The 17,815-nt window shown below is 67.0% G+C and carries 21 protein-coding genes; 19 read left to right on the forward strand and 2 right to left on the reverse strand.

The window, feature by feature from the left end; translation table 11 throughout:
- Position 1 precedes the first annotated feature (1 nt).
- The 3 genes from VFV09_05565 (at position 2) to VFV09_05575 (ending at position 2,612) form a co-directional block, all read left to right on the forward strand.
- Positions 2–559, forward strand: a complete 558-nt coding sequence (locus VFV09_05565; GenBank protein ID HEU4867180.1) for an NUDIX hydrolase — start codon at positions 2–4, stop codon at positions 557–559.
- On the forward strand, positions 556–1,665 hold the full coding sequence (ald, locus tag VFV09_05570; protein HEU4867181.1) for an alanine dehydrogenase: 1,110 nt from the start codon (positions 556–558) through the stop codon (positions 1,663–1,665). Before VFV09_05565 ends, ald begins: the two co-directional genes overlap by 4 nt.
- 281 nt (positions 1,666–1,946) lie before the next feature.
- Complete coding sequence (locus VFV09_05575; protein ID HEU4867182.1) at positions 1,947–2,612, forward strand: DNA alkylation repair protein; 666 nt, start codon at positions 1,947–1,949, stop codon at positions 2,610–2,612.
- Here VFV09_05575 and VFV09_05580 read toward each other — a convergent pair.
- Positions 2,562–3,125 (reverse strand): SRPBCC domain-containing protein, encoded by a 564-nt coding sequence (locus VFV09_05580; protein ID HEU4867183.1) that lies wholly within the window; start codon positions 3,123–3,125, stop codon positions 2,562–2,564. The two genes, VFV09_05575 and VFV09_05580, sit on opposite strands and share 51 nt — an antisense overlap.
- 103 nt (positions 3,126–3,228) lie before the next feature.
- On the opposite strand from VFV09_05580, the gene VFV09_05585 reads away from it, so the two are divergent.
- The 7 genes from VFV09_05585 (at position 3,229) to VFV09_05615 (ending at position 8,862) form a co-directional block, all read left to right on the forward strand.
- On the forward strand, positions 3,229–4,239 hold the full coding sequence (locus tag VFV09_05585) for a DUF3048 domain-containing protein (GenBank protein ID HEU4867184.1): 1,011 nt from the start codon (positions 3,229–3,231) through the stop codon (positions 4,237–4,239).
- A 62-nt stretch (positions 4,240–4,301) separates the two neighbouring features.
- On the forward strand, positions 4,302–5,396 hold the full coding sequence (locus VFV09_05590) for an RlpA-like double-psi beta-barrel domain-containing protein (GenBank protein ID HEU4867185.1): 1,095 nt from the start codon (positions 4,302–4,304) through the stop codon (positions 5,394–5,396).
- 139 nt (positions 5,397–5,535) lie between these two features.
- On the forward strand, positions 5,536–5,883 hold the full coding sequence (locus tag VFV09_05595; protein ID HEU4867186.1) for a TraR/DksA C4-type zinc finger protein: 348 nt from the start codon (positions 5,536–5,538) through the stop codon (positions 5,881–5,883).
- A 116-nt stretch (positions 5,884–5,999) separates the two neighbouring features.
- Positions 6,000–7,079, forward strand: coding sequence for a ParA family protein (locus VFV09_05600; protein ID HEU4867187.1), 1,080 nt, complete (start codon positions 6,000–6,002; stop codon positions 7,077–7,079).
- Positions 7,069–7,470: a cobyrinic acid a,c-diamide synthase gene (locus VFV09_05605; protein ID HEU4867188.1), complete on the forward strand. Its 402-nt coding sequence runs from the start codon at positions 7,069–7,071 to the stop codon at positions 7,468–7,470. The genes VFV09_05600 and VFV09_05605 overlap by 11 nt, the downstream gene beginning before the upstream one ends.
- Before the next feature lie 334 nt (positions 7,471–7,804).
- Entirely contained in the window at positions 7,805–8,158 is a 354-nt protein-coding gene (locus VFV09_05610; protein ID HEU4867189.1) for a PadR family transcriptional regulator, read from the forward strand.
- Positions 8,155–8,862, forward strand: a complete 708-nt coding sequence (locus VFV09_05615; GenBank protein HEU4867190.1) for an RDD family protein — start codon at positions 8,155–8,157, stop codon at positions 8,860–8,862. Before VFV09_05610 ends, VFV09_05615 begins: the two co-directional genes overlap by 4 nt.
- On the opposite strand, the gene VFV09_05620 is transcribed toward VFV09_05615, so the two are convergent.
- On the reverse strand, positions 8,859–9,503 hold the full coding sequence (locus VFV09_05620) for a site-2 protease family protein (GenBank protein HEU4867191.1): 645 nt from the start codon (positions 9,501–9,503) through the stop codon (positions 8,859–8,861). The two genes, VFV09_05615 and VFV09_05620, sit on opposite strands and share 4 nt — an antisense overlap.
- A gap of 44 nt (positions 9,504–9,547) precedes the next feature.
- On the opposite strand from VFV09_05620, the gene trpS reads away from it, so the two are divergent.
- The 9 genes from trpS to der form a co-directional block, all read left to right on the forward strand.
- Positions 9,548–10,540 (forward strand): tryptophan--tRNA ligase, encoded by a 993-nt coding sequence (gene trpS / locus VFV09_05625; protein ID HEU4867192.1) that lies wholly within the window; start codon positions 9,548–9,550, stop codon positions 10,538–10,540.
- Positions 10,541–10,580: 40 nt separating this feature from the next.
- On the forward strand, positions 10,581–11,324 hold the full coding sequence (locus tag VFV09_05630) for a segregation/condensation protein A (GenBank protein ID HEU4867193.1): 744 nt from the start codon (positions 10,581–10,583) through the stop codon (positions 11,322–11,324).
- Positions 11,324–11,884: an SMC-Scp complex subunit ScpB gene (scpB, locus tag VFV09_05635; GenBank protein HEU4867194.1), complete on the forward strand. Its 561-nt coding sequence runs from the start codon at positions 11,324–11,326 to the stop codon at positions 11,882–11,884. Before VFV09_05630 ends, scpB begins: the two co-directional genes overlap by 1 nt.
- 9 nt (positions 11,885–11,893) lie before the next feature.
- On the forward strand, positions 11,894–13,489 hold the full coding sequence (locus VFV09_05640; protein ID HEU4867195.1) for a pseudouridine synthase: 1,596 nt from the start codon (positions 11,894–11,896) through the stop codon (positions 13,487–13,489).
- A gap of 36 nt (positions 13,490–13,525) precedes the next feature.
- On the forward strand, positions 13,526–13,891 hold the full coding sequence (aroH, locus tag VFV09_05645; protein HEU4867196.1) for a chorismate mutase: 366 nt from the start codon (positions 13,526–13,528) through the stop codon (positions 13,889–13,891).
- Between the two features lie 7 nt (positions 13,892–13,898).
- Entirely contained in the window at positions 13,899–15,014 is a 1,116-nt protein-coding gene (locus tag VFV09_05650) for a prephenate dehydrogenase (protein ID HEU4867197.1), read from the forward strand.
- Between the two features lie 3 nt (positions 15,015–15,017).
- Positions 15,018–16,301 (forward strand): 3-phosphoshikimate 1-carboxyvinyltransferase, encoded by a 1,284-nt coding sequence (aroA, locus tag VFV09_05655; GenBank protein ID HEU4867198.1) that lies wholly within the window; start codon positions 15,018–15,020, stop codon positions 16,299–16,301.
- Complete coding sequence (cmk, locus tag VFV09_05660; GenBank protein ID HEU4867199.1) at positions 16,298–16,942, forward strand: (d)CMP kinase; 645 nt, start codon at positions 16,298–16,300, stop codon at positions 16,940–16,942. Before aroA ends, cmk begins: the two co-directional genes overlap by 4 nt.
- Positions 16,939–17,815: ribosome biogenesis GTPase Der (der, locus tag VFV09_05665; GenBank protein ID HEU4867200.1), on the forward strand; the 877-nt coding region annotated here is incomplete at its 3' end. The genes cmk and der, both read left to right, overlap by 4 nt.

The following is a 17,815-nucleotide window of genomic DNA, read 5'->3' on the forward strand; positions in this document are numbered from 1 at the left end:
AGTGACCGGCCACCGCGAAACCCTTAGCTCCGAGACCGTCTACGACGCCGGCTTCTTCCAGGTGGTCAAGGAGGAGGTGAAGCTCCCCAACGGCGACAGTCACGATTACCACTGGTGCAAACACCCCGGCGCGGTGGCCGTGGTCCCGGTCGACGAGGACGGACGCATCCTGATGGTCCGCCAGTTCCGCCAGGCGTGCGACGACATGCTGCTGGAGATCCCCGCCGGCAAGATCGACCCCGGCGAGGACCCCTGGGTCTGCGGCCGCCGTGAGCTCAAGGAGGAGACCGGCTACGAGTGCGGCGACCTCGACCTCCTGAGCAGCTTCTACCCGAGCCCCGGCATGACGGACGAGAAGACCCATGTCTTTGTCGGCCGGGAGCTGAAGATCGTCGCCCCGGCGCCCACGCACGACGGGGGAGAGCCGATCTCCATGGAGTGGATGGGCAGCGAGGAGGCGTTCCAGGCCATAGAGGACGGCCGGATCGTCGACGGTAAGAGCATCATCGGCATCACGCTGTACCAGATGATGCTGGCCAAGCACGAGCTTCACGAATGATTGTAGGGGTCCCCACCGAGCTCAAGAACCACGAGTACCGGGTGGCGCTCACCCCCGCAGGCGCCAGGGAGCTGACCTCGGCCGGTCACCAGGTGCTGGTAGAGACCGGCGCCGGGGCCGGGTCCCGCCTTCCCGACGAGGTCTACGTGGCCGCGGGAGCCACCATGACCGATGTCGACGACGTCTGGGCCCGCTCCGACATGATCCTCAAGGTCAAGGAGCCGGTTGCCGCCGAGTTTCACCGAATGCGGGCCGGCCAGATCCTGTTCACCTATCTGCATCTTGCAGCCAGCCTGGAGGTGACCCAGGCGATGCTCGACTCCGGTATCGCCGGGGTGGCCTACGAAACCGTCCAGGACTCCCAGGGCCGCTTGCCGCTGCTGGCGCCGATGAGCGAGGTCGCCGGACGGATGGCGCCCCAGGTCGGGGCGACCCTGCTGGAGAAGGAGCACGGCGGGCGGGGGATCCTGCTCGGCGGCGTCTCCGGCGTGCACCCGGCGAAGGTCATCGTGCTCGGTGCCGGAATGGCCGGAGCGAACGCCGCCTGGCTCGCCCAGGGCATGGAGGCCGAGGTGATCGTGCTCGATCGCAGCATCGACCGCCTGCGCTACATCGACTCCATCCACAAAGGCCGCATTCTCACCCTGATGTCGAACCAGACGACCATCGAGGAGTCGGTGCTCTCCGCCGACCTGGTGATCGGCGCGGTGCTGATCCCAGGAGCCCTGGCGCCGCACCTGGTGAGCAAGGAGCAGATCCTGGCGATGAAGCCGGGGGCGGTGGTGATCGACATATCCGTCGACCAGGGCGGCTGCTTCGAGACCTCCCGGATGACCACCCACTCCGACCCGACCTACGTGGTGGGCGAGGTGGTGCATTACTGCGTCGGGAACATGCCGGGGGCGGTGCCGCACACCTCGACCTACGCCCTGACCAACGCCACGCTGCACTACGCGTTGGACCTGGCGAACAAGGGCCTGGTTCGGGCATGCACGGAGGATCCGGCGCTGGCGAAGGGGTTGAACACGCTGAACGGCGTGCTGGTGAACGAGCCGGTGGCCGAGGCCCACGGCATGGACTACCGGCCGGCCTCGGAGGTTTTCTAGCGCGCCGTGCCCGTTGCGGTTCGGGAGGACGGGCTGAGCGTGTGGTCGTTCACCAACCCCGCCTTGGCGGTGTGACGATCCGCCGCTTGTCTGGCAAGGAACGAATTCCATGGATCGAGGTCGGGCGGGTTGAGGCCTGCTGGGCGGTTCTTTGGGAAGGCCGCCCGCTCGTCGTGGTTCATACCGAACGGTGGAGCCGAAATCAGGGTCGTCGGCGATTGTCCTATGAGAGTGACCACGATCCCGAATTGAAAAGGGCCTAACCCCATAGACTCGCAACCATGACGCTCGATGAAGCTCTCGAACAGCTCAAAGCTCTCAGCAACGAGAGGACTCGGGCCTACAACGCCAAACACGGTGCCGGCGACAATCAATTCGGCGTCAAGGCCGGCGACATTCGGGTGCTGGCGAAGACAATCAAGACCGACCATGAGCTGGCCATGGCCCTCTGGGGGACCGGGAACCTCGACGCCCAGCTACTGGCGATCCTTCTGATCAAGCCAAAGAATCTGTCGGCCGAAGATTTGGATCGGATGGTTCGGACCGTCACTTTCGAGCACGTGGCGGACTGGTTCATCTCGTATGTGGTCAAGAAGCACGCCGCGAAGGAGGCCCTTCGCCGGCAATGGATGGCCGCAGACGACCGCTGGGCCGCCCGCGCCGGATGGAGCCTCACCGCCGAGCGGGTGGCCAGGAGCCCGGAAGGGCTCGACCTGACCGGGTTGCTGGATCGCATCGAGTCCGAGATGGGGGGCGCCGATCCCGTGGTGCAGTGGACGATGAACACCACCCTCGCGGAGATCGGCATCCACTTCTCCAAACTCCGTGAGCGGGCCATCGCCACCGGAGAGAGGTTGGGGATCTACCGGGACTACCCCGTTTCTAAGGGTTGCACCTCACCGTTTGCCCCGATCTGGATCAGGGAAATGGTCGGCCGGCAGAATTGAGGGACACGCTCGTCGCCTGCCGGTTCGGTCCGACCGCTCTGCCACATACCTGGCAAGGTTCTCAAGCGACGATCGAAGACCTTCGTCGTGGTCGGCCTGGGTGACACCTGGAGGGACGTTCTCGGCAGTGACAGTGACTCTTGTTCCCGACTGGACCGCCTCGAATGACCAGGTCATGACCATCTCGCCGGCGATCGAGGCATCGTTCGACTCGAATTCGACGGTCTGAACTATGCGCTTGGAGGGCTCAAGCGACACGAAGCGACCCGTGCTGATATCCGTGCTGCTCGTGGTTTTGCCTGAATTGGATCCGGCGTTTTCAACGTAGGTGAGTTCGATCCGGTAGCGACCTCCCTCGCGAAAGTCGTATTCGAGCGCCCGGCCGGTCATGTCACCGGGCGGGAGCCACGCCATGAACGAGCCGGCGTCGGAAAACGTTCGATACACCGAGGCGGTCTCGGCTTCGACGACAAGGGATGCACGGTCTGTTCGACCCCTGGAGGCTCCCGGCATTGCGGAACAGTACCACCGGAAACCGCCCGGCGACCATGCGGGTCGAGCATCCTCGGTTCGGTTAGGAGTATAAAGAAGCCCGCCAAAGTCACCGTGAGGAGCCATGAATAACGCCGTCAGCGACCTCGTAGCGATGATCCTGGTCCTCGCCGGGCTGACGAGCGGGGTGACTCCGGGTGTGACCCCCGGGGCGCCGGCGTCCCCACCGGCCATTATGTCTTCGGCGGCCGCTCCGACGTGCCCGCTTACCGGCGTCGATGCCGGCGCCACCGACCTCTCCAGGCCGGTTCATGCAGTGAAGATCGACAACGCCCCCAAAGCGAGGCCCCAGGTGGGCATGCCGCAGGCCGACGTCGTGTACGAGGAGCTTGTCGAGGGAGGACTGACCCGCTTCCTGGTCGTGCTCCACTGCCAGAGCGCTCCGCGCCTCGGGCCGATCCGCAGCGCCCGGCTCGTCGACCCAGATCTGTTGATCCCATACGCTCCGGTCCTCTTCGGGTACTCGGGCGCCGCCCCTCCGGTGCTGGCCAAAGTCCGGTCGACCCCCGGGGTCATCAACCTCGTGCACGGGGGCAACGGGCCGGCGTATCAGCGGTCGGGCGCAAGGCCGGCGCCCCACAACCTGTACACCTCGACCGACGCTTTGCTCGCCCGTCCGGCAGCGCAGGGGGTCAAGGGTCCTCCGACTACCGGCTACACCTTCGATCCCGGGTTGCTCGCCGCCTCCCCGACGGCCGGGGGTAGCGGCGTCGACCTGTCGTACTCGAGGGCCAGCTCGGCGGGATACACCTACGACGCCGCATCCCAGAAGTACCTTCGTTCGCAGGGTGGCAGGCCCCACACCGACGAATCCGGCGCCCAGCTGAGCGCCACGAACGTCCTGGTATTCAAGGTTCCGGTCCAGATCGTCGGGGGCTCGCCCCACATCGGGGTCACGGGGGAGGGCGAGGCCACGGTTCTCAGGGGCGGCCAGGCGGTCCAGGGAAAGTGGCGGCGTGCGAGCGTCAACGACCACTTCACCCTCGTCGACAATGCGGGCCAGCCGGTCAACCTTGCGCCGGGCAACATCTGGATCAACCTGGTGCCCTCGGACAGGTCGGTCGCCCTCAGGTAGTTGTCCGCATCGGGGGGCTGCGATTCTTGCGTCGCCCATGCTCCGCTGATAGCGTCGGACGCGTGATATCCGGGCTGGGGCCCTCGCTCTCGTCGCTGCGACGCTGCTCGCTGACAATTATCCTTCTGGCGGTTTTCGTGCTGGTGCTGCCGGGCCCGGCTGCGCGCGCCGACGACCTCGACGCCATCCGCAAACAGCTGGCCGACGCCAACGCCCAGACCGCCCGGGTGCTCAACGAGATCAAGTCTCTGGACAGCAAGACCTTCGCCGTGAACCGGTCGATCGCCAAAGACGAGAAGGAGGTCGGCCAGACCGAGTCCCGCATCCGGAGCGCCGAGGCGCACGTGAGGGAGCTCGAAGGCCAGATCCAGCTGATCCGCAAGTCGGCCAACGTCCGGGCGGTGCGGATGTACAAGAACGGCCCGGGGAGCATTCTCGCCCCGCTGTTCACGTCGACCACCATGACCGACCTGTCCAAGCTCGGGATGTTCTGGGAGAGCCTGGCGGAGAAGGACGGAAAGTCGCTCGACGAGGCGACCAGGCTTCGGGGCCAGCGGGACGAGGAGAAAGCGGCCCTGGCGAAGACGGTCGCCAACCTCGAGGCGCGGGTGAAGAGCCTCGACGCCCAGCGCGCAAGCCTCAAAACCGCCCGGGAGAAGAGGGCCGGGTCACTCCAGGAACTCAAGGTTGCCATCCAGAACGCCATGGACGCCGAGAAGAAGGTTCTGGCTGCCCGGGCCGCAGCCATCAAGAAGCCGACGCCGGGTCCGTGCACACCGGGCCTCCCGGCGCGGGACCAACGGCTGGCCGCGCTACTGAGCTGGATCGCGCCGGACAAGGTGGGACCCACCGGGGTCGTCACATCGGGCGACGCCTCCTGGTACGGTCCCGGCTTCGACGGCTGCCGGAGCGCCAGCGGCGCCACCTTCAAAGCCGCGCAGCTGACGGCGGCCAGCATCTCCCTGCCGCTCGGCACGATCCTCAAGGTGACCCGGGGAGGTAGGGCGACCACGGTCGTCATAACCGACCGCGGCCCCTACGCCCACGGGCGTGTGCTCGACCTGTCGCAGGCGGCGGCCCAGGCCATTGGACTGGGGGCCGGAACGGTCGACATGGAGATCCTTCTGCCTACGGAACCGGCCCCACCGTTCCCCTGAGCGCGTAATCCCGCACCAGTTTCACCAAAGGCATATGCTTCCATGAGGTGTTGAAGCGCTTTTACCAGCGCGATCGGAACGACCTAAGAAGCTGGTTGATTCGATCCCCACGCCCCGGCTCTACTGGAAGGACACGGCTTTGCTAGAAGAGGACCTGCTGGTAGCACAAAAGAACCTCCGTGAGGAAGAAGCCATCGTGCTGGCAGAGCTTGCCGACCTTGGTTTCACTGCCGACGGAAAAGTGGACATCCACCTCGACGAGGGTTTTGCCGACGCCGCCCAGACCACCTCGGAGCGGGCTCGGGTCCTCAGCCTGGCCGAAGGACTCCAGCAGAGGCTGGAGGACGTCCAGGGCGCCCTGACCCGGATCGAGAAGGGGACCTACGGCAAGTGCGAGGGCTGCGGCAACAACATACCGCCCGAGCGCCTCGAGGCTATCCCTGCCGCCAAGCTGTGCATGACCTGCAAGAGCAAGATCAAGCGGTAGGCCCTTACTGCGGCTCCACGGCCGCAACCGCAATCTGTTTTCCGTAGGTCTTTGTATTGGGTTCTTTCGCGACTTAGTATTTGCCGCCCCAGCGAAAATTGTCGACAAGGCGGTTTGTGGATATTTCAGAAGTGAACTCGAACCCGTTCTCCACGCCCAATCTTCTGGCGGATCTGTTCCCGCCCGACGACGTTGCCGACGACGAGCCCCAGCTCCCCGTTCCGGCGGCTCCGGCGCCCGTCGCCGCTTCGGCCACACCCCCTGCCGCCCCGGGCAGGCCGGCGCCGGCGAAAATCTCCAGGGCCTCCGCGAAGCGGGCGGTCAAGGCCCCCGCCAAGAAGCCGGCGAAGAAGCAGGCGTTGGCCCAGGAACCGGCGGCTGCCGCCCCGACCCGGGCTCCCTGGGAGGAACGAGGGTCGTACCGTGCGCTCGGGCAGATCGTCGCAGTGGTAAATCAGAAGGGCGGGGTCGGCAAGACCACCAGCACCATCAACCTGGGCGCCGCACTGGCGGAGCAGGGCTCACGGGTTCTGCTGGTCGACTTCGACCCCCAGGGGGCGCTATCGGTAGGCCTGGGCCTCAACCCGAACGAGATTGAGGTCAGCGTGTACGACCTCCTCCTGGACCGGACGGTCGGCCTTTCCGACGTCGTAGCGGCCAGCAGGGTTCCGGGCTTGGACCTGGTCCCCTCCAACATCGACCTCTCCGCAGCCGAGGTGGTCCTCGTCACCGAGGTGGCCCGGGAGCAGCTGCTCAAGCGTTGCCTGGAGCCGGCGCAGCAGATCTACGACTACATCCTGATCGACTGCCCGCCGTCGCTCGGTTTGTTGACGGTCAACGCCCTCACCGCAGCCAACTCGGTGATCATCCCGCTCGAGTGCGAGTACTTCGCGCTCCGGGGCATGGCGCTGCTGATGGACACGGTCGCCAAGGTTCAGGAGCGGCTGAACCCGCAACTCGAGGTGCTGGGCATCGTAGCCACAATGCTGGAGGCCCGAACCATCCACGGCAGGGAGGTTCTCAGCCGGGTGGGGGAGGCGTTCGGCGACAAGCTCTTCAAGACCGTCATCCACAAGACCATCAAGTTTTCGGAGGGGTCCGTGGCCGGTGTGCCGATCCTGGCTTACGCTCCCTCGTCCAACGGCGCCCAGGAGTACCGTGACCTCGGCAGGGAAGTGATGTCGCGTGCCTCGTAGAGCGAGCCTCCCCGGCGCAGACCTGCTCTTCGGTGAGCCCAGGGCTGCCCGTACCGAGGAGCCCGCCAAACCCGCAGCGGTGAAGTCCGCTGTGGAGGCCCAGGTCGCCGCGGAATCGGTCGAGCCTTCGGTCCAGCCCCCGGCGCAAGCCCCGAAAGCGTCGCCGGCTAAGGTCTCCGCCCCGCGTCCCCGGCACGAGGAGAAGGTCACCTTCTACTGCACCGACTCGGACCTCACCCGCCTGGAGGCCGCGAGGCTGGACCTTCGGGCCAACCACCGTCTGGCCTCCGACCGGGGCCGCATCGTCAGGGCGGCCATCGCCGAGATCCTCGACGACTTTGACGCCAGGGGAGCGAACTCGCTCCTGGTGAAGCGCCTCTCCTCCGAGTAGCAGCAAGCTCGAATCCACTTGTCTACAAGTCCCTCTCTGAGCGCGCCCAAATTGACTTGTCGACAAGTCGTCAAATGGCCCGGCTGGGCACAATATTCCGAACCTGAGACTAAGGGTCAAGTGGAACGTGAGGTTTTATAACCTTAAAGGATTGGTAAAGGTATGGAAAAATCCACTCGGCAACGAGTCGGGAAGGGAACTTGTCCACAAGGCGCCTTATCTCCAAGTCCCCTGCGATTTGTGCCTGGAAGCGAACCCATTTGCCCGTCTTGACACACCTGGTTCTACCGGGTACCTTACGAGACAAGGTATGGGGTGAGGCAGGAGTAAGCCGATGGGATCGGAAGACGAAGGAATCCAACGGGAGCTTTCCAGGGGAACCATGGAACTGGCGGTGCTTGCGTTGATCGAAGCTCGAAAGCGCTACGGGTACGACCTGCTGACGTCGCTCGGGAGCGCCTCGGATGGATCTATCGCCATCAAGGAAGGGACTCTCTACCCGGCGCTGCACCGGATGGAGGACGCCGGGTACATCTCGGCGTCGTGGGAGGCGGAGGGCCGTGCGGCTCCCCGCAAGTACTACTCGATAACAACCCAGGGCAAAGCCCGGCTGGAGGCACTGCGCACCGAGTGGCTGCGCCTGGCGTCGGGTATGGAGAGGCTGCTCAACGGAGGGGCAAGGTCATGAACGAGAACTACCTGAACGAGTTCCAACGCTGGACGGCGGGGCCCAAGGAGCGCCGGGAGGCTCTGAGCGCCGAGTTCTCGGAGCACCTGCAGGCGGCGGACGCTGCAGGGGAGCTGGGCTCCACGCTGGAGCGCCTCGGTCCTCCTCGCGACGCGGCTAAGGCGTTCGCGGCCGGCCACAGCCTCAGGCCGGCGCCGCTCCCGCGCCGGGTTGTGGCGGCGCTGATAGATGTCGCCATTCCCATCGGAGCGGTGCTTGCCCTGGTTGCGATCGGAACCTTTCTCAGCTCTGAGAACGCCGGGCTCTTCGCCGAGTTCGGCCGTGACGTGGCGGCCGAGCGCGAGCCGACCTGGGGGCTGGCTCAGTCCCTGGGCGCCCTGGTGGCCGTACTGGCGATGACGTGGTGGGTGGTCGGACTGACGGTGATGGAGTGGAAGTTCGGCCGCGGCCCCGGCAAAGCCGCTATGGGCCTGCGAGTGGTGACCGAGGAGGGCATCGCTCCGTCGTTCGGGCAGGTCGTGGTCCGCCGGCTGACCCTGGTCTTCTCGGGACCCCTTCAACTGATCGACTGGGCGTTCGCCCTGTTCGACCCCCGCCGCCAACGTGCGGTTGAGAAGCTGGCGCACACCATGGTCATCCAGGACGAGGGCGTTGAACCTCAGCCGGCGGGAGAAATGCGGCGGGTAGTGAGCAACGGAGCCTAAGCCCCGACGAGGATCAGGATGGCCCGGGCGCAGGCGTTGACCACCGGCCCGGCGAATCTCGGGAACAGGATGAACCCGACCAGCAGCAGGATCACGAAGCCCCACTTGTCGAGGAAGAACACGATGTGCTGCTTGCTCGGCGGCAGCAGGGCGCTCATGATCCGGGAACCGTCAAGGGGTGGGATAGGGAGAAGGTTGAACAGGGCAAGGGTGATGTTCAGGGTCAGGCTGATCTCCAAAAACCGCCCCCAGAGGCCTGCAGCGCCCGTAAATTCCGCCCCGCTGCGGACGAAGAGCACCAGCAGGAACGCGCTGACGATCGCCAGGATGACGTTGACCACCGGCCCGGCGATTCCGACGATCGCCGCACCGAAGCGGGCGCTCCGTAGCTTGTTGGGCGCAAAGGGGACCGGCTTGCCCCAGCCGAACCCGACCATGACCAGCATGAAGGTGCCGACGGGGTCCAGGTGGGACTTAGGATTGAGGGTCAGCCGGCCGGCCAGCTTGGCCGTGGGGTCGCCCTGAAGGGTGGCCGCCAGAGCATGCCCGTACTCGTGCAGAGACAGGGCGATGATGAAGACCAGCGAAAGTAGGATGAACCCGGCGATGTCGGGCGGGTTACTGAAGAGGTATCGAAGCACTTAACCTTAAGCATAAGGGCAGCTACCAAACAGAAGGTTTCAAGATGGCCAGAGTCTTTTCCGGAGTGCAGCCGACCGCCGATGCGCCGCATCTCGGCAACTACATCGGCGCTTTCCGCCAGTGGGTGGCGCTCCAGGAGCAGCACGAGTGCATCTTCTGCGTCGTCGACCTCCACAGCCTGACGATGCCCTGGGACCCCAAGCTGCTCGGCAAGCGCTCCCGATCCGCGGCAGCCAGCCTCATCGCTTCCGGCATCGACCCCGAGCGATCCGTCCTCTTTCTGCAGAGCGAGGTCCAGGAGCACACCGAGCTGGCTTGGCTCCTCACCTGCGTCTCCCGGATGGGGGAGTTGAGCCGGATGACCCAGTTCAAAGACAAGAGCCGCAACACCGAAAACGAGTCGATAGGCACCGGCCTGTACATGTATCCGGTGCTGATGGCGGCCGACGTACTGGTCTACCGGGGCGAGCTGGTGCCGGTGGGCGACGACCAGCGCCAGCACCTGGAGCTGATGCGGGACATCGCCGAGCGTTTCAACCGGACCTTCGGAGAGACCTTCCCGGTCCCCGACCCCTACATCCCGGCCGACGGCGCCCGGATCATGGGCCTGGACGACCCGTCCTACAAGATGACCAAAAGCACCGACCGGCCGAACAACCTGATCTGGATGAACGACCCCCCCGAGGTGGTGCGCAAGAAGATCATGCGGGCGGTCACCGACTCCGGCAAGGAGGTCGTCGCCTCCCCGGACAAGCCGGCGATCACCAACCTGCTGACCATCTACTCGGCCGTCACCGAGCGGCCGGTCTCCGAGATCGAGCAGGAGTACGCCGGCAAGGGGTACGGCGACTTCAAGAAGGGGCTGGCCCAGGCGGTGGTCGACTTCCTCGGGCCGTTCCGCGCCCGGTACCTGGAGATCCTCGATGACCCCGGCCAGCTCGACAAGATCCTCGACGCCGGCGCCGCCCAGGCCCGGGAGATGGCGCAGGAGACCATGCACGTGGTCCGGGACCGGGTCGGGCTGAGGCGCTCCTAAATACCGGCGGCCCTTCCCTTCGCTGGCTATTGTTGAACCCGTGACCTACGCCGTAAAGCTGGACGTGTTCGAGGGGCCGCTGGACCTTCTCCTCCACCTGATCTCCAAGGAGCGGGTGAACGTCGCCGACATCTGCATCGCCGACGTCACCGAGGAGTACCTGCGGGCGACGGCCGCCCTGGGCGAGGTGGACCTGGAGACCGCTTCGAGCTTTTTGATCCTGGCCGCCACCCTCCTCGAGCTCAAGTCGCTGAAGCTGCTGCCCAACCGTTCCACCGTCGACCCGGAGCTCCGGCTGCTCCTGGAGGAGCGGGACCGTCTGCTCCACAAGCTGGTGGTCTACGCCACCTTCAAGAAGGTCGCCGTGCGGCTCGAAGCCCGGATGTCGGCCAACACGGGCTTCCACTCCCGGACCGCCGAGCTGCCCGAAGAACTGGTCCCGGCGGCCCCGGACATCTTCCGGGGGCTGACCGCCGAGAAGCTGGCCCGCGCTGCGGTCCGGGCGTTAACCCCGCCCGAAAGGCCGTCGGTCGACACGTCGCACATCACCCGGATCACCGTCAGCCTCGAGGAGATGGTCGAACAGCTGCGGGCCCGAATGGAGCGGGAGAGGTCGGGCTCGTTCCGGGAGATCTGCCGCACGGCTCAGAGCCGGATCGACGTAGTGATCGCCCTGCTGGCGGTTCTGGAGCTGTTCAAGAGCCAGACTGTCGACCTCGAGCAGGATGACCCGTTCGGCGAGATTGCGATCACCTACCGGCCCGAAGCGTCCGGGGCGGCGTGATGGAAGACCTTTTGAGGCACCTGGAGGCGGTGCTCTTCATCGCCGACGAGCCGGTCCCCACCGCCGACCTGGCGGTCCTGTTCGAGCTCCCGTCCCATCGGATCGAGGAGCTGCTGACCGCCCTGGCGACCGGCTACGAGGAGTCCCGGCGCGGGATTGTCCTCCGGTCGGTCGGCGGGGGGTGGCGGCTGGCGACCCACCCCGAGTCGGCGCCGTACCTGGAGCGGTTTGTCGGGGAGCAGCGCCACGGGCGGCTCAGCCAGGCGGCCCTCGAGACGCTGGCAATCGTGGCCTACCGGCAGCCGATCTCGCGCGGCCAGCTGGCCGAAATCCGAGGCGTCTCAAGCGACGGCGTGCTGCGGACCCTGATCGCCCGGGGGGTGGTCGAGGAGGTCGGGCGTGACCCCGGGCCCGGCCAGGCGATCCTCTACGGCACCTCCCGGCTGTTCCTGGAGCGGTTGGGGCTAAACGACCTCTCGGACCTCCCGGCACTGGCGGAATTCATGCCCGACACCAAAGCTGTGGAGCGAATGGAGTCTGGACTCGGTCCCGGTCTGTAGTCTGGGGGGGTGAACAATCCACGCCCGCCCGCCAGGGGCGGCAAACCTCCCTTCGCCAAACGCCCACCGAACAAGGGTGGCCGCCCGTCGTACGACGATTCACCCAGACCCGCCGGTTCCGGCCGCAGCCGGACCTCCTCGGACGCCAAGCCGGGTTACGGCCAGCGGGGCGCCTCGGACTCCCGCCCCAGGTCCGAAGGCTCATCGGACTTCCGGCCCGGCCCCTCCCGGCCGCGGTCCTCCGACCGCAGCGGACCGTCCGATTTCAGGGACGGCCCCTCCCGGTCCCGAACTTCGGACCGCGGCGACCGGCCTGACTCCAGAGGGGGACCGCCCCGGTCGCGGCCCCCCGAAGGCGGCTCATCGGACTTTCGGTCCGGCCCGCCCCGGCCTCGCTCCTCGGATCGCCCGGGTAGCTCCGACCGCAGGCCCTCCGGGCCGGGGCCCCGCGACCAGCGGAGCAGGCCCTCTGACCGCAGCGCGGGATACCCCAAACGGGACGATCGCGCTTCCGGCTACGGCCGTCCGGAATCGGGAGGCACCAAACCTTCGCACTCCCGGCCCCGCCCGGCCCCCCGGGACGATTTCGCCCCCGAGCCCCGTAGCGGGCCGGCTCCCACCGCCTACGCCGGCTCGTCCCAAACCATCCAGAGCTCGACGACCGAAGGCGCCTCTCGCCCGGCAGCCAACCGCAAACCGGCCGGGAGTGGCGCCGGGCCGCGCCCCAAGCCGGCCCAGAAGCGGCAGCCCGCCGGCCGGGCGCCCCGCAAGGATCCCGTACGCCCTTCCGCCCCCCGCAAGCCCGCCGCCCGATCGTCGTCCGAGGTTCCGCCCCGAAAGCGGGCGACTGCTGCTTCTGACGCCCCCCTGGAAGGGACCCGCATCCAAAAGGTCCTGTCGGAGGCCGGTATCGCCTCCCGCCGGGTGGCCGAGGACATGATCCGCCAGGGCCGGGTCATCGTGAACGGGGACTTCGCGGACCTGGGCCAGAGGATCGACCCTGCGGTCGACCGGGTCGAGGTCGACCATCTGCGGGTGCAGCTCGACCCGACCAAGCAGTACTTCCTGTTGAACAAGCCCGAAGGCGTTATAACCACCACCAGCGACCCCGAAGGGCGTACGACGGTTCTGGACGTCATCGGCATCCACGAGAGGGTCTTCCCGGTCGGCCGCCTGGACATCGCCACCGAGGGGCTGCTGCTGCTCACGAACGACGGCGAGCTGACGCACCGGCTGACCCACCCCTCCTTCGAGGTGACCAAAACCTACGTCGCCGAGGTCGCCGGCACCATCGGAAAGGGCGTCATGCGCAAGCTCACCCAGACCGGGGTCGACCTGGGCGAGAAGGAGCTGTTTAAGGCCGACGCGGTCCGGATCCTCGGCTCCCGCAAGGGCCCCGGCGGCAACCGCAGCGTGGTCGAGCTGGAGGTCCACGAGGGTCCCAAGCACCTGGTCCGCCGGGTGATGGAGGCGGTCGACCGCCCGGTCCTGCGCCTGGTCCGGACGGGAATGGGGCCGGTGAAGCTCGGCCGGATGACCACCGGCTCCTACCGTCACCTCACTCAAGCCGAGGTGGACGCGCTGTATCGTGAAGTGGGCCTGTAAACCTTCAGGCTCACCCGAAGAGAGGGCTGAATTTCAATGTCACGAGTGAGGGGCCTGCGCGGCGCGACCACGGTTGCCGAGGACACCAAGCAGGAGGTCATGGACTCCACCGCCGAGCTGCTCCAGGCAATGATGGAGCGCAACGGTGTCGAACGGGACGACCTGGTGACGATCATCTTCACCGCCACCCCGGACATCACATCGGAGTTCCCCGCGGCGGCGGCCCGGTCCATCGGCATCTCCGACGTGCCGCTGTTGTGCGCCTGCGAGATCGACGTCAAGGGCTCAAAACCCCGGGTGATAAGGATCTTGATGCATATTTATACGGAAAAGAGTCTTGCCGAACTCCGGCACGTCTACCTCAAGGACACGCAGTCGCTCCGTACCGATCTACCTCAGTAGGACTTTCATGATCGAACGCAACCCCAAGGTCAACACCCTGGCCATAGTCGGCCTGGGTCTCATGGGCGGCTCACTAGGGCTCGCCTCACTCGAGCGCGGGCTCGCGGAGCGGGTGGTCGGCTTCGACCTCGACCCGGAGTCGGTCAGGCGGGCCCTGGATCGCAAGGCCATCACCCACGCCGCCCGCTCCCTCGCCGAGGCGGTGTCCGAGGCCGACCTGGTGGTGCTGGCCACCCCTGTGGGGTCGATCGGAGAGGTCTTCGCCGAGGCCGCGGCCTGGATGCCCGAAGGCTGTGTGGTCACCGACGTCGGCAGCACCAAAGCCGGCGTGGTGGAGGCGGTCACCCTCAGTGCCCCCGGGTCCGTGCACTTCATCGGGGGCCACCCCATGGCCGGGTCGGAGAAGGACGGCATCGAGGCGGCCACCCCCGACCTTTACGACGGATGTATCTGGATCCTCACGCCGACCGGGGCAACCTCGACCGAGGCTTACGGCAAGCTGATGCGTTTCCTGGCCGCGCTGGGCGCCCGGGTGCTGTCGCTGGATCCCGCCCGCCACGACGACGCGCTTGCCCTGACCAGCCACCTGCCCCAGCTACTGAGCAGCACCCTGATGGGGTTCGCCGCCGACGTGGCGAAGACCGGCGAGGGGCTGCCGCTGCTCACCGCCGGGGGCTTCCGGGACATGACCCGCATCGCCGGCAGCTCGCCCGACCTGTGGGTCGGCATCGTCCAGGAGAACCAGCCTGCCCTCTCATCGCTACTCAGGCGGTTCCTGGAGACGCTCGGCGAAGCCGCCGACGCGCTGGAGAACCACGACTGGTACCGCCTGCGGGCGATGCTCGCCGAAGCCCAGAGGGCGCGCCACGACCTTCCGGGCAAGCCCGGCCTGGAGCCCTCCGAGCTGGCCGAGATCCTGATCCCGGTGCCCGACCGCCCCGGCGTCCTGGCCGAGGTGACCACGACGGTGGGGGAGGCCGGCGTCAACATCGAGGACCTCAACATCCTCCACTCGGCGGAGGGGGGCCGCGGCGTGATCCACCTGGCGGTCAGCGGGGCCGCCAACGCCCGCACCGCCGCCGAGGCCCTGCAGAAAAAGGGCTACGAAACCGAGATCGAGTAGCCGGTGGACCAGACTTTTTCCCCGGTCTCCCGGCTCGACGGCCGGCTGACGATGCCGGCCGACAAGTCGATCGCCCACCGGGCGCTGATGTTCGCCGGCATGGCCGCGGGCACCAGCCGGATCACCGGGCAGATCTCAGGCGAGGACGTCAACTCCACCCGGCGATGCATGGAGGCGCTGGGTGTGGAGTTCACCGACGAGGCACCGGGAACGCTGATCGTGAAAGGGACCGGCTGGGAGGTACCGGAACCGGCGGCGCTCGACTGCGGCAACTCGGGGACCACGATGCGGCTTTTGTCGGGGGCCCTCGCCGGGCGCAAAGGCACTTTTACGCTTTCGGGCGACGATTCCTTGTCCCGCCGGCCGATGGACCGGGTCGCCGAACCGCTCCGTCTTATGGGGGCCAACGTGCGGACATCCGAGGGCGGCCGGCCGCCGCTGACGATCCGGGGCGGTTCCCTGAAGCCGGTCGTCTACCGGACCCCGGTACCCAGCGCCCAGGTGAAGTCGGCGATCCTGCTGGCCGGTCTGCAGGCAGATGGCCTGACCACGGTCCAGGAGGACTCGCCGTCCCGGGACCACACCGAACGCATCCTCGCCTGGCTCGGCTGCCGCATCCTCCGGACGGAAGGACAGGTGAGTGTGCAAGGCGGCGACCAGCTTTTCGGACACGGCGGTTTTGAGATGGAACTTCCCGGAGACCTCTCGTCGGCCGCCTTCTGGCTGGTGGCCGCCCTCCTTTCCCCGGCCGGGATGGTCGTTATCGAAGGGGTCGGCCTCAACCCCGGGCGCACCGGCATCATCGAAATCCTCGCCCTCATGGGGGCCGACCTCGGGCTCAATGCGAACCTGCCGGGCCCGGAGCCGGCCGGCACGCTTTTCGGACGCGCCTGCAAGCTGCGGTCAACCGAGGTTTCCGGCGACCGAATCCCGGCCGCGGTCGACGAGCTTCCACTGGTCGCCCTGGCCGCCACGCAGGCCGAAGGAACGACGGTCATCCGTGACGCTGCAGAGCTAAGAGTCAAAGAAACCGACCGCATAGCAGTCCTCGCCGAGGGCCTGCGGACATTAGGCGCTAAAGTGGAGGAGCGGCCGGACGGCTTGATCATCGAAGGGCCGACCCCGTTGACCGGCGGTGTGGTGCAGGCCGCGGGCGACCATCGCATGGCGCTGACCTTCGCCGTTGCGGGCCTGATTGCCCGGGAGCCGGTAACGGTCCAGGGCTGGGATGCCGCCTCCGTCTCCTACCCCGGATTCCTGGACGACCTCAAGAAAGTGGCCGGATGATCATTGCAGTCGACGGTCCCGCCGGGTCGGGCAAGAGCACGATCGCGGCGGCGGTGGCCAGGCGTTTGGAGATCAGCCACATCGACACGGGCGCCATGTACCGGGCGCTGGCCCTGAAGGTTCTACGCAGCGCGTTGGCTCCGGATAACGCGACGGCGGTGGCCCGGGTGCTTCCCGAGACGGAGATATCGGTCGGCAACGGCAGTGTCCTCCTGGACGGGGAACCGGTGGAGAAGTTGATTCGAACGCCCGAGGTGACTGCGGTCTCCTCGGTGGTGGCGCAGCACCAGCCGGTGCGGGTCTGGATGGTCGACCGGCAACGGCAGGTGGTCCACGGCACCCCCGGGGGAGCGGTGGTGGAGGGCCGGGACATAGGGACGGTCGTCCTGCCCGACGCCGACCTGAAGGTTTACCTGACCGCATCTCAGGAGCAGCGAGCTCGCCGGAGGGCGACCGAACGTGGGGCTTCCGAGGCCGAAGCCCTTTTGGAGGTCTCCAGCCGGGACGCCCGGGACATCTCACGGGAGCACTCGCCGCTCAGGGCCGCGGGTGACGCAGTGGTAATCGATACAACCGACCTCTCAATTGACCAGGTCGTCGACAGCGTTTTGCAAGCTATGAGAGAAAGGCAACACCCATGACCGAGCCAAACCTGCCCCGAGTGGCGGTGGTCGGCCGGCCCAACGTCGGCAAATCGACCCTGGTCAACCGGCTGGCGCAGCGGATGGACTCCATCGTCGGGCCGATGTCGGGGCTAACCCGTGACCGCTTGAGCGTCGAGGCCGAGTGGCGCGGCCGCAGCTTCATGCTGAACGACACCGGCGGCCTCATTGAGGAGGCTCTCGGCGCCGACGCCACGAAGACGATCACCGGCAAGGTCGCCTCGGCGGCTTTGGGCGCGATGGACTCCGCCGACGTGATCCTGTTCGTGGTCGACGGCCAGGCCGGCGTCACCGCCGACGAGCTGGCGCTGGTCAAGCGCCTGCGCCGGGTCAAGGCGCCGCTGATCGTCGTAGCCAACAAGATCGAGAACCGCGGCCAGGAGCAGCAGATCGCCGACCTGTGGAGCCTGGGCCTCGGCGAGCCGATGCCGGTTTCCGCCCTCCACGGCCGGGGGACCGGCGACCTTCTGGACAAGGTCTACGAGCTGCTCCCGCCTCCGGGCGAGGTGGAGGAGCGGGAGGAGATAGCCTGCATCGCCATCGTCGGACGGCCGAACGTCGGCAAGTCGGCACTGTTCAACCGGCTGATCGGCGAGGAGCGCAGCATCGTCCACGACGAGCCGGGCACGACCCGCGACTCGGTCGACTCCCTGCTGGAGGTCAACGGCAAGATGTACCGGTTCGTCGACACCGCAGGCATCCGCCGCCGGGCCAAGACCCACGAGGTCGAGATCTACAGCGCCAGCCGCACCCGGCAGGCGATTGCCCGGGCCGATCTCGCGATCCTGGTGGTCGACGCCGACGAGGGCGCTGCGGCGCAGGACCAGCGGATCGCCCGCCAGGTGGCCGACG

Source organism: Actinomycetota bacterium, from assembly GCA_035759705.1.
In the GTDB taxonomy this organism is placed as follows: Bacteria; Actinomycetota; CADDZG01; order JAHWKV01; family JAHWKV01; genus JAJCYE01.

What these genes read in the sequence shown, in the direction of transcription:
- ald (HEU4867181.1), top strand. Translation starts at nt 556, where the DNA reads ATGATTGTAGGGGTCCCCACCGAGCTCAAGAACCACGAGTACCGGGTG.
- VFV09_05575 (HEU4867182.1), top strand. Translation starts at nt 1,947, where the DNA reads ATGACGCTCGATGAAGCTCTCGAACAGCTCAAAGCTCTCAGCAACGAG.
- VFV09_05580 (HEU4867183.1), bottom strand. Translation starts at nt 3,125, where the DNA reads ATGCCGGGAGCCTCCAGGGGTCGAACAGACCGTGCATCCCTTGTCGTC.
- VFV09_05585 (HEU4867184.1), top strand. Translation starts at nt 3,229, where the DNA reads ATGAATAACGCCGTCAGCGACCTCGTAGCGATGATCCTGGTCCTCGCC.
- VFV09_05610 (HEU4867189.1), top strand. Translation starts at nt 7,805, where the DNA reads ATGGGATCGGAAGACGAAGGAATCCAACGGGAGCTTTCCAGGGGAACC.
- VFV09_05615 (HEU4867190.1), top strand. Translation starts at nt 8,155, where the DNA reads ATGAACGAGAACTACCTGAACGAGTTCCAACGCTGGACGGCGGGGCCC.
- trpS (HEU4867192.1), top strand. Translation starts at nt 9,548, where the DNA reads ATGGCCAGAGTCTTTTCCGGAGTGCAGCCGACCGCCGATGCGCCGCAT.
- scpB (HEU4867194.1), top strand. Translation starts at nt 11,324, where the DNA reads ATGGAAGACCTTTTGAGGCACCTGGAGGCGGTGCTCTTCATCGCCGAC.
- aroH (HEU4867196.1), top strand. Translation starts at nt 13,526, where the DNA reads ATGTCACGAGTGAGGGGCCTGCGCGGCGCGACCACGGTTGCCGAGGAC.
- VFV09_05650 (HEU4867197.1), top strand. Translation starts at nt 13,899, where the DNA reads ATGATCGAACGCAACCCCAAGGTCAACACCCTGGCCATAGTCGGCCTG.
- cmk (HEU4867199.1), top strand. Translation starts at nt 16,298, where the DNA reads ATGATCATTGCAGTCGACGGTCCCGCCGGGTCGGGCAAGAGCACGATC.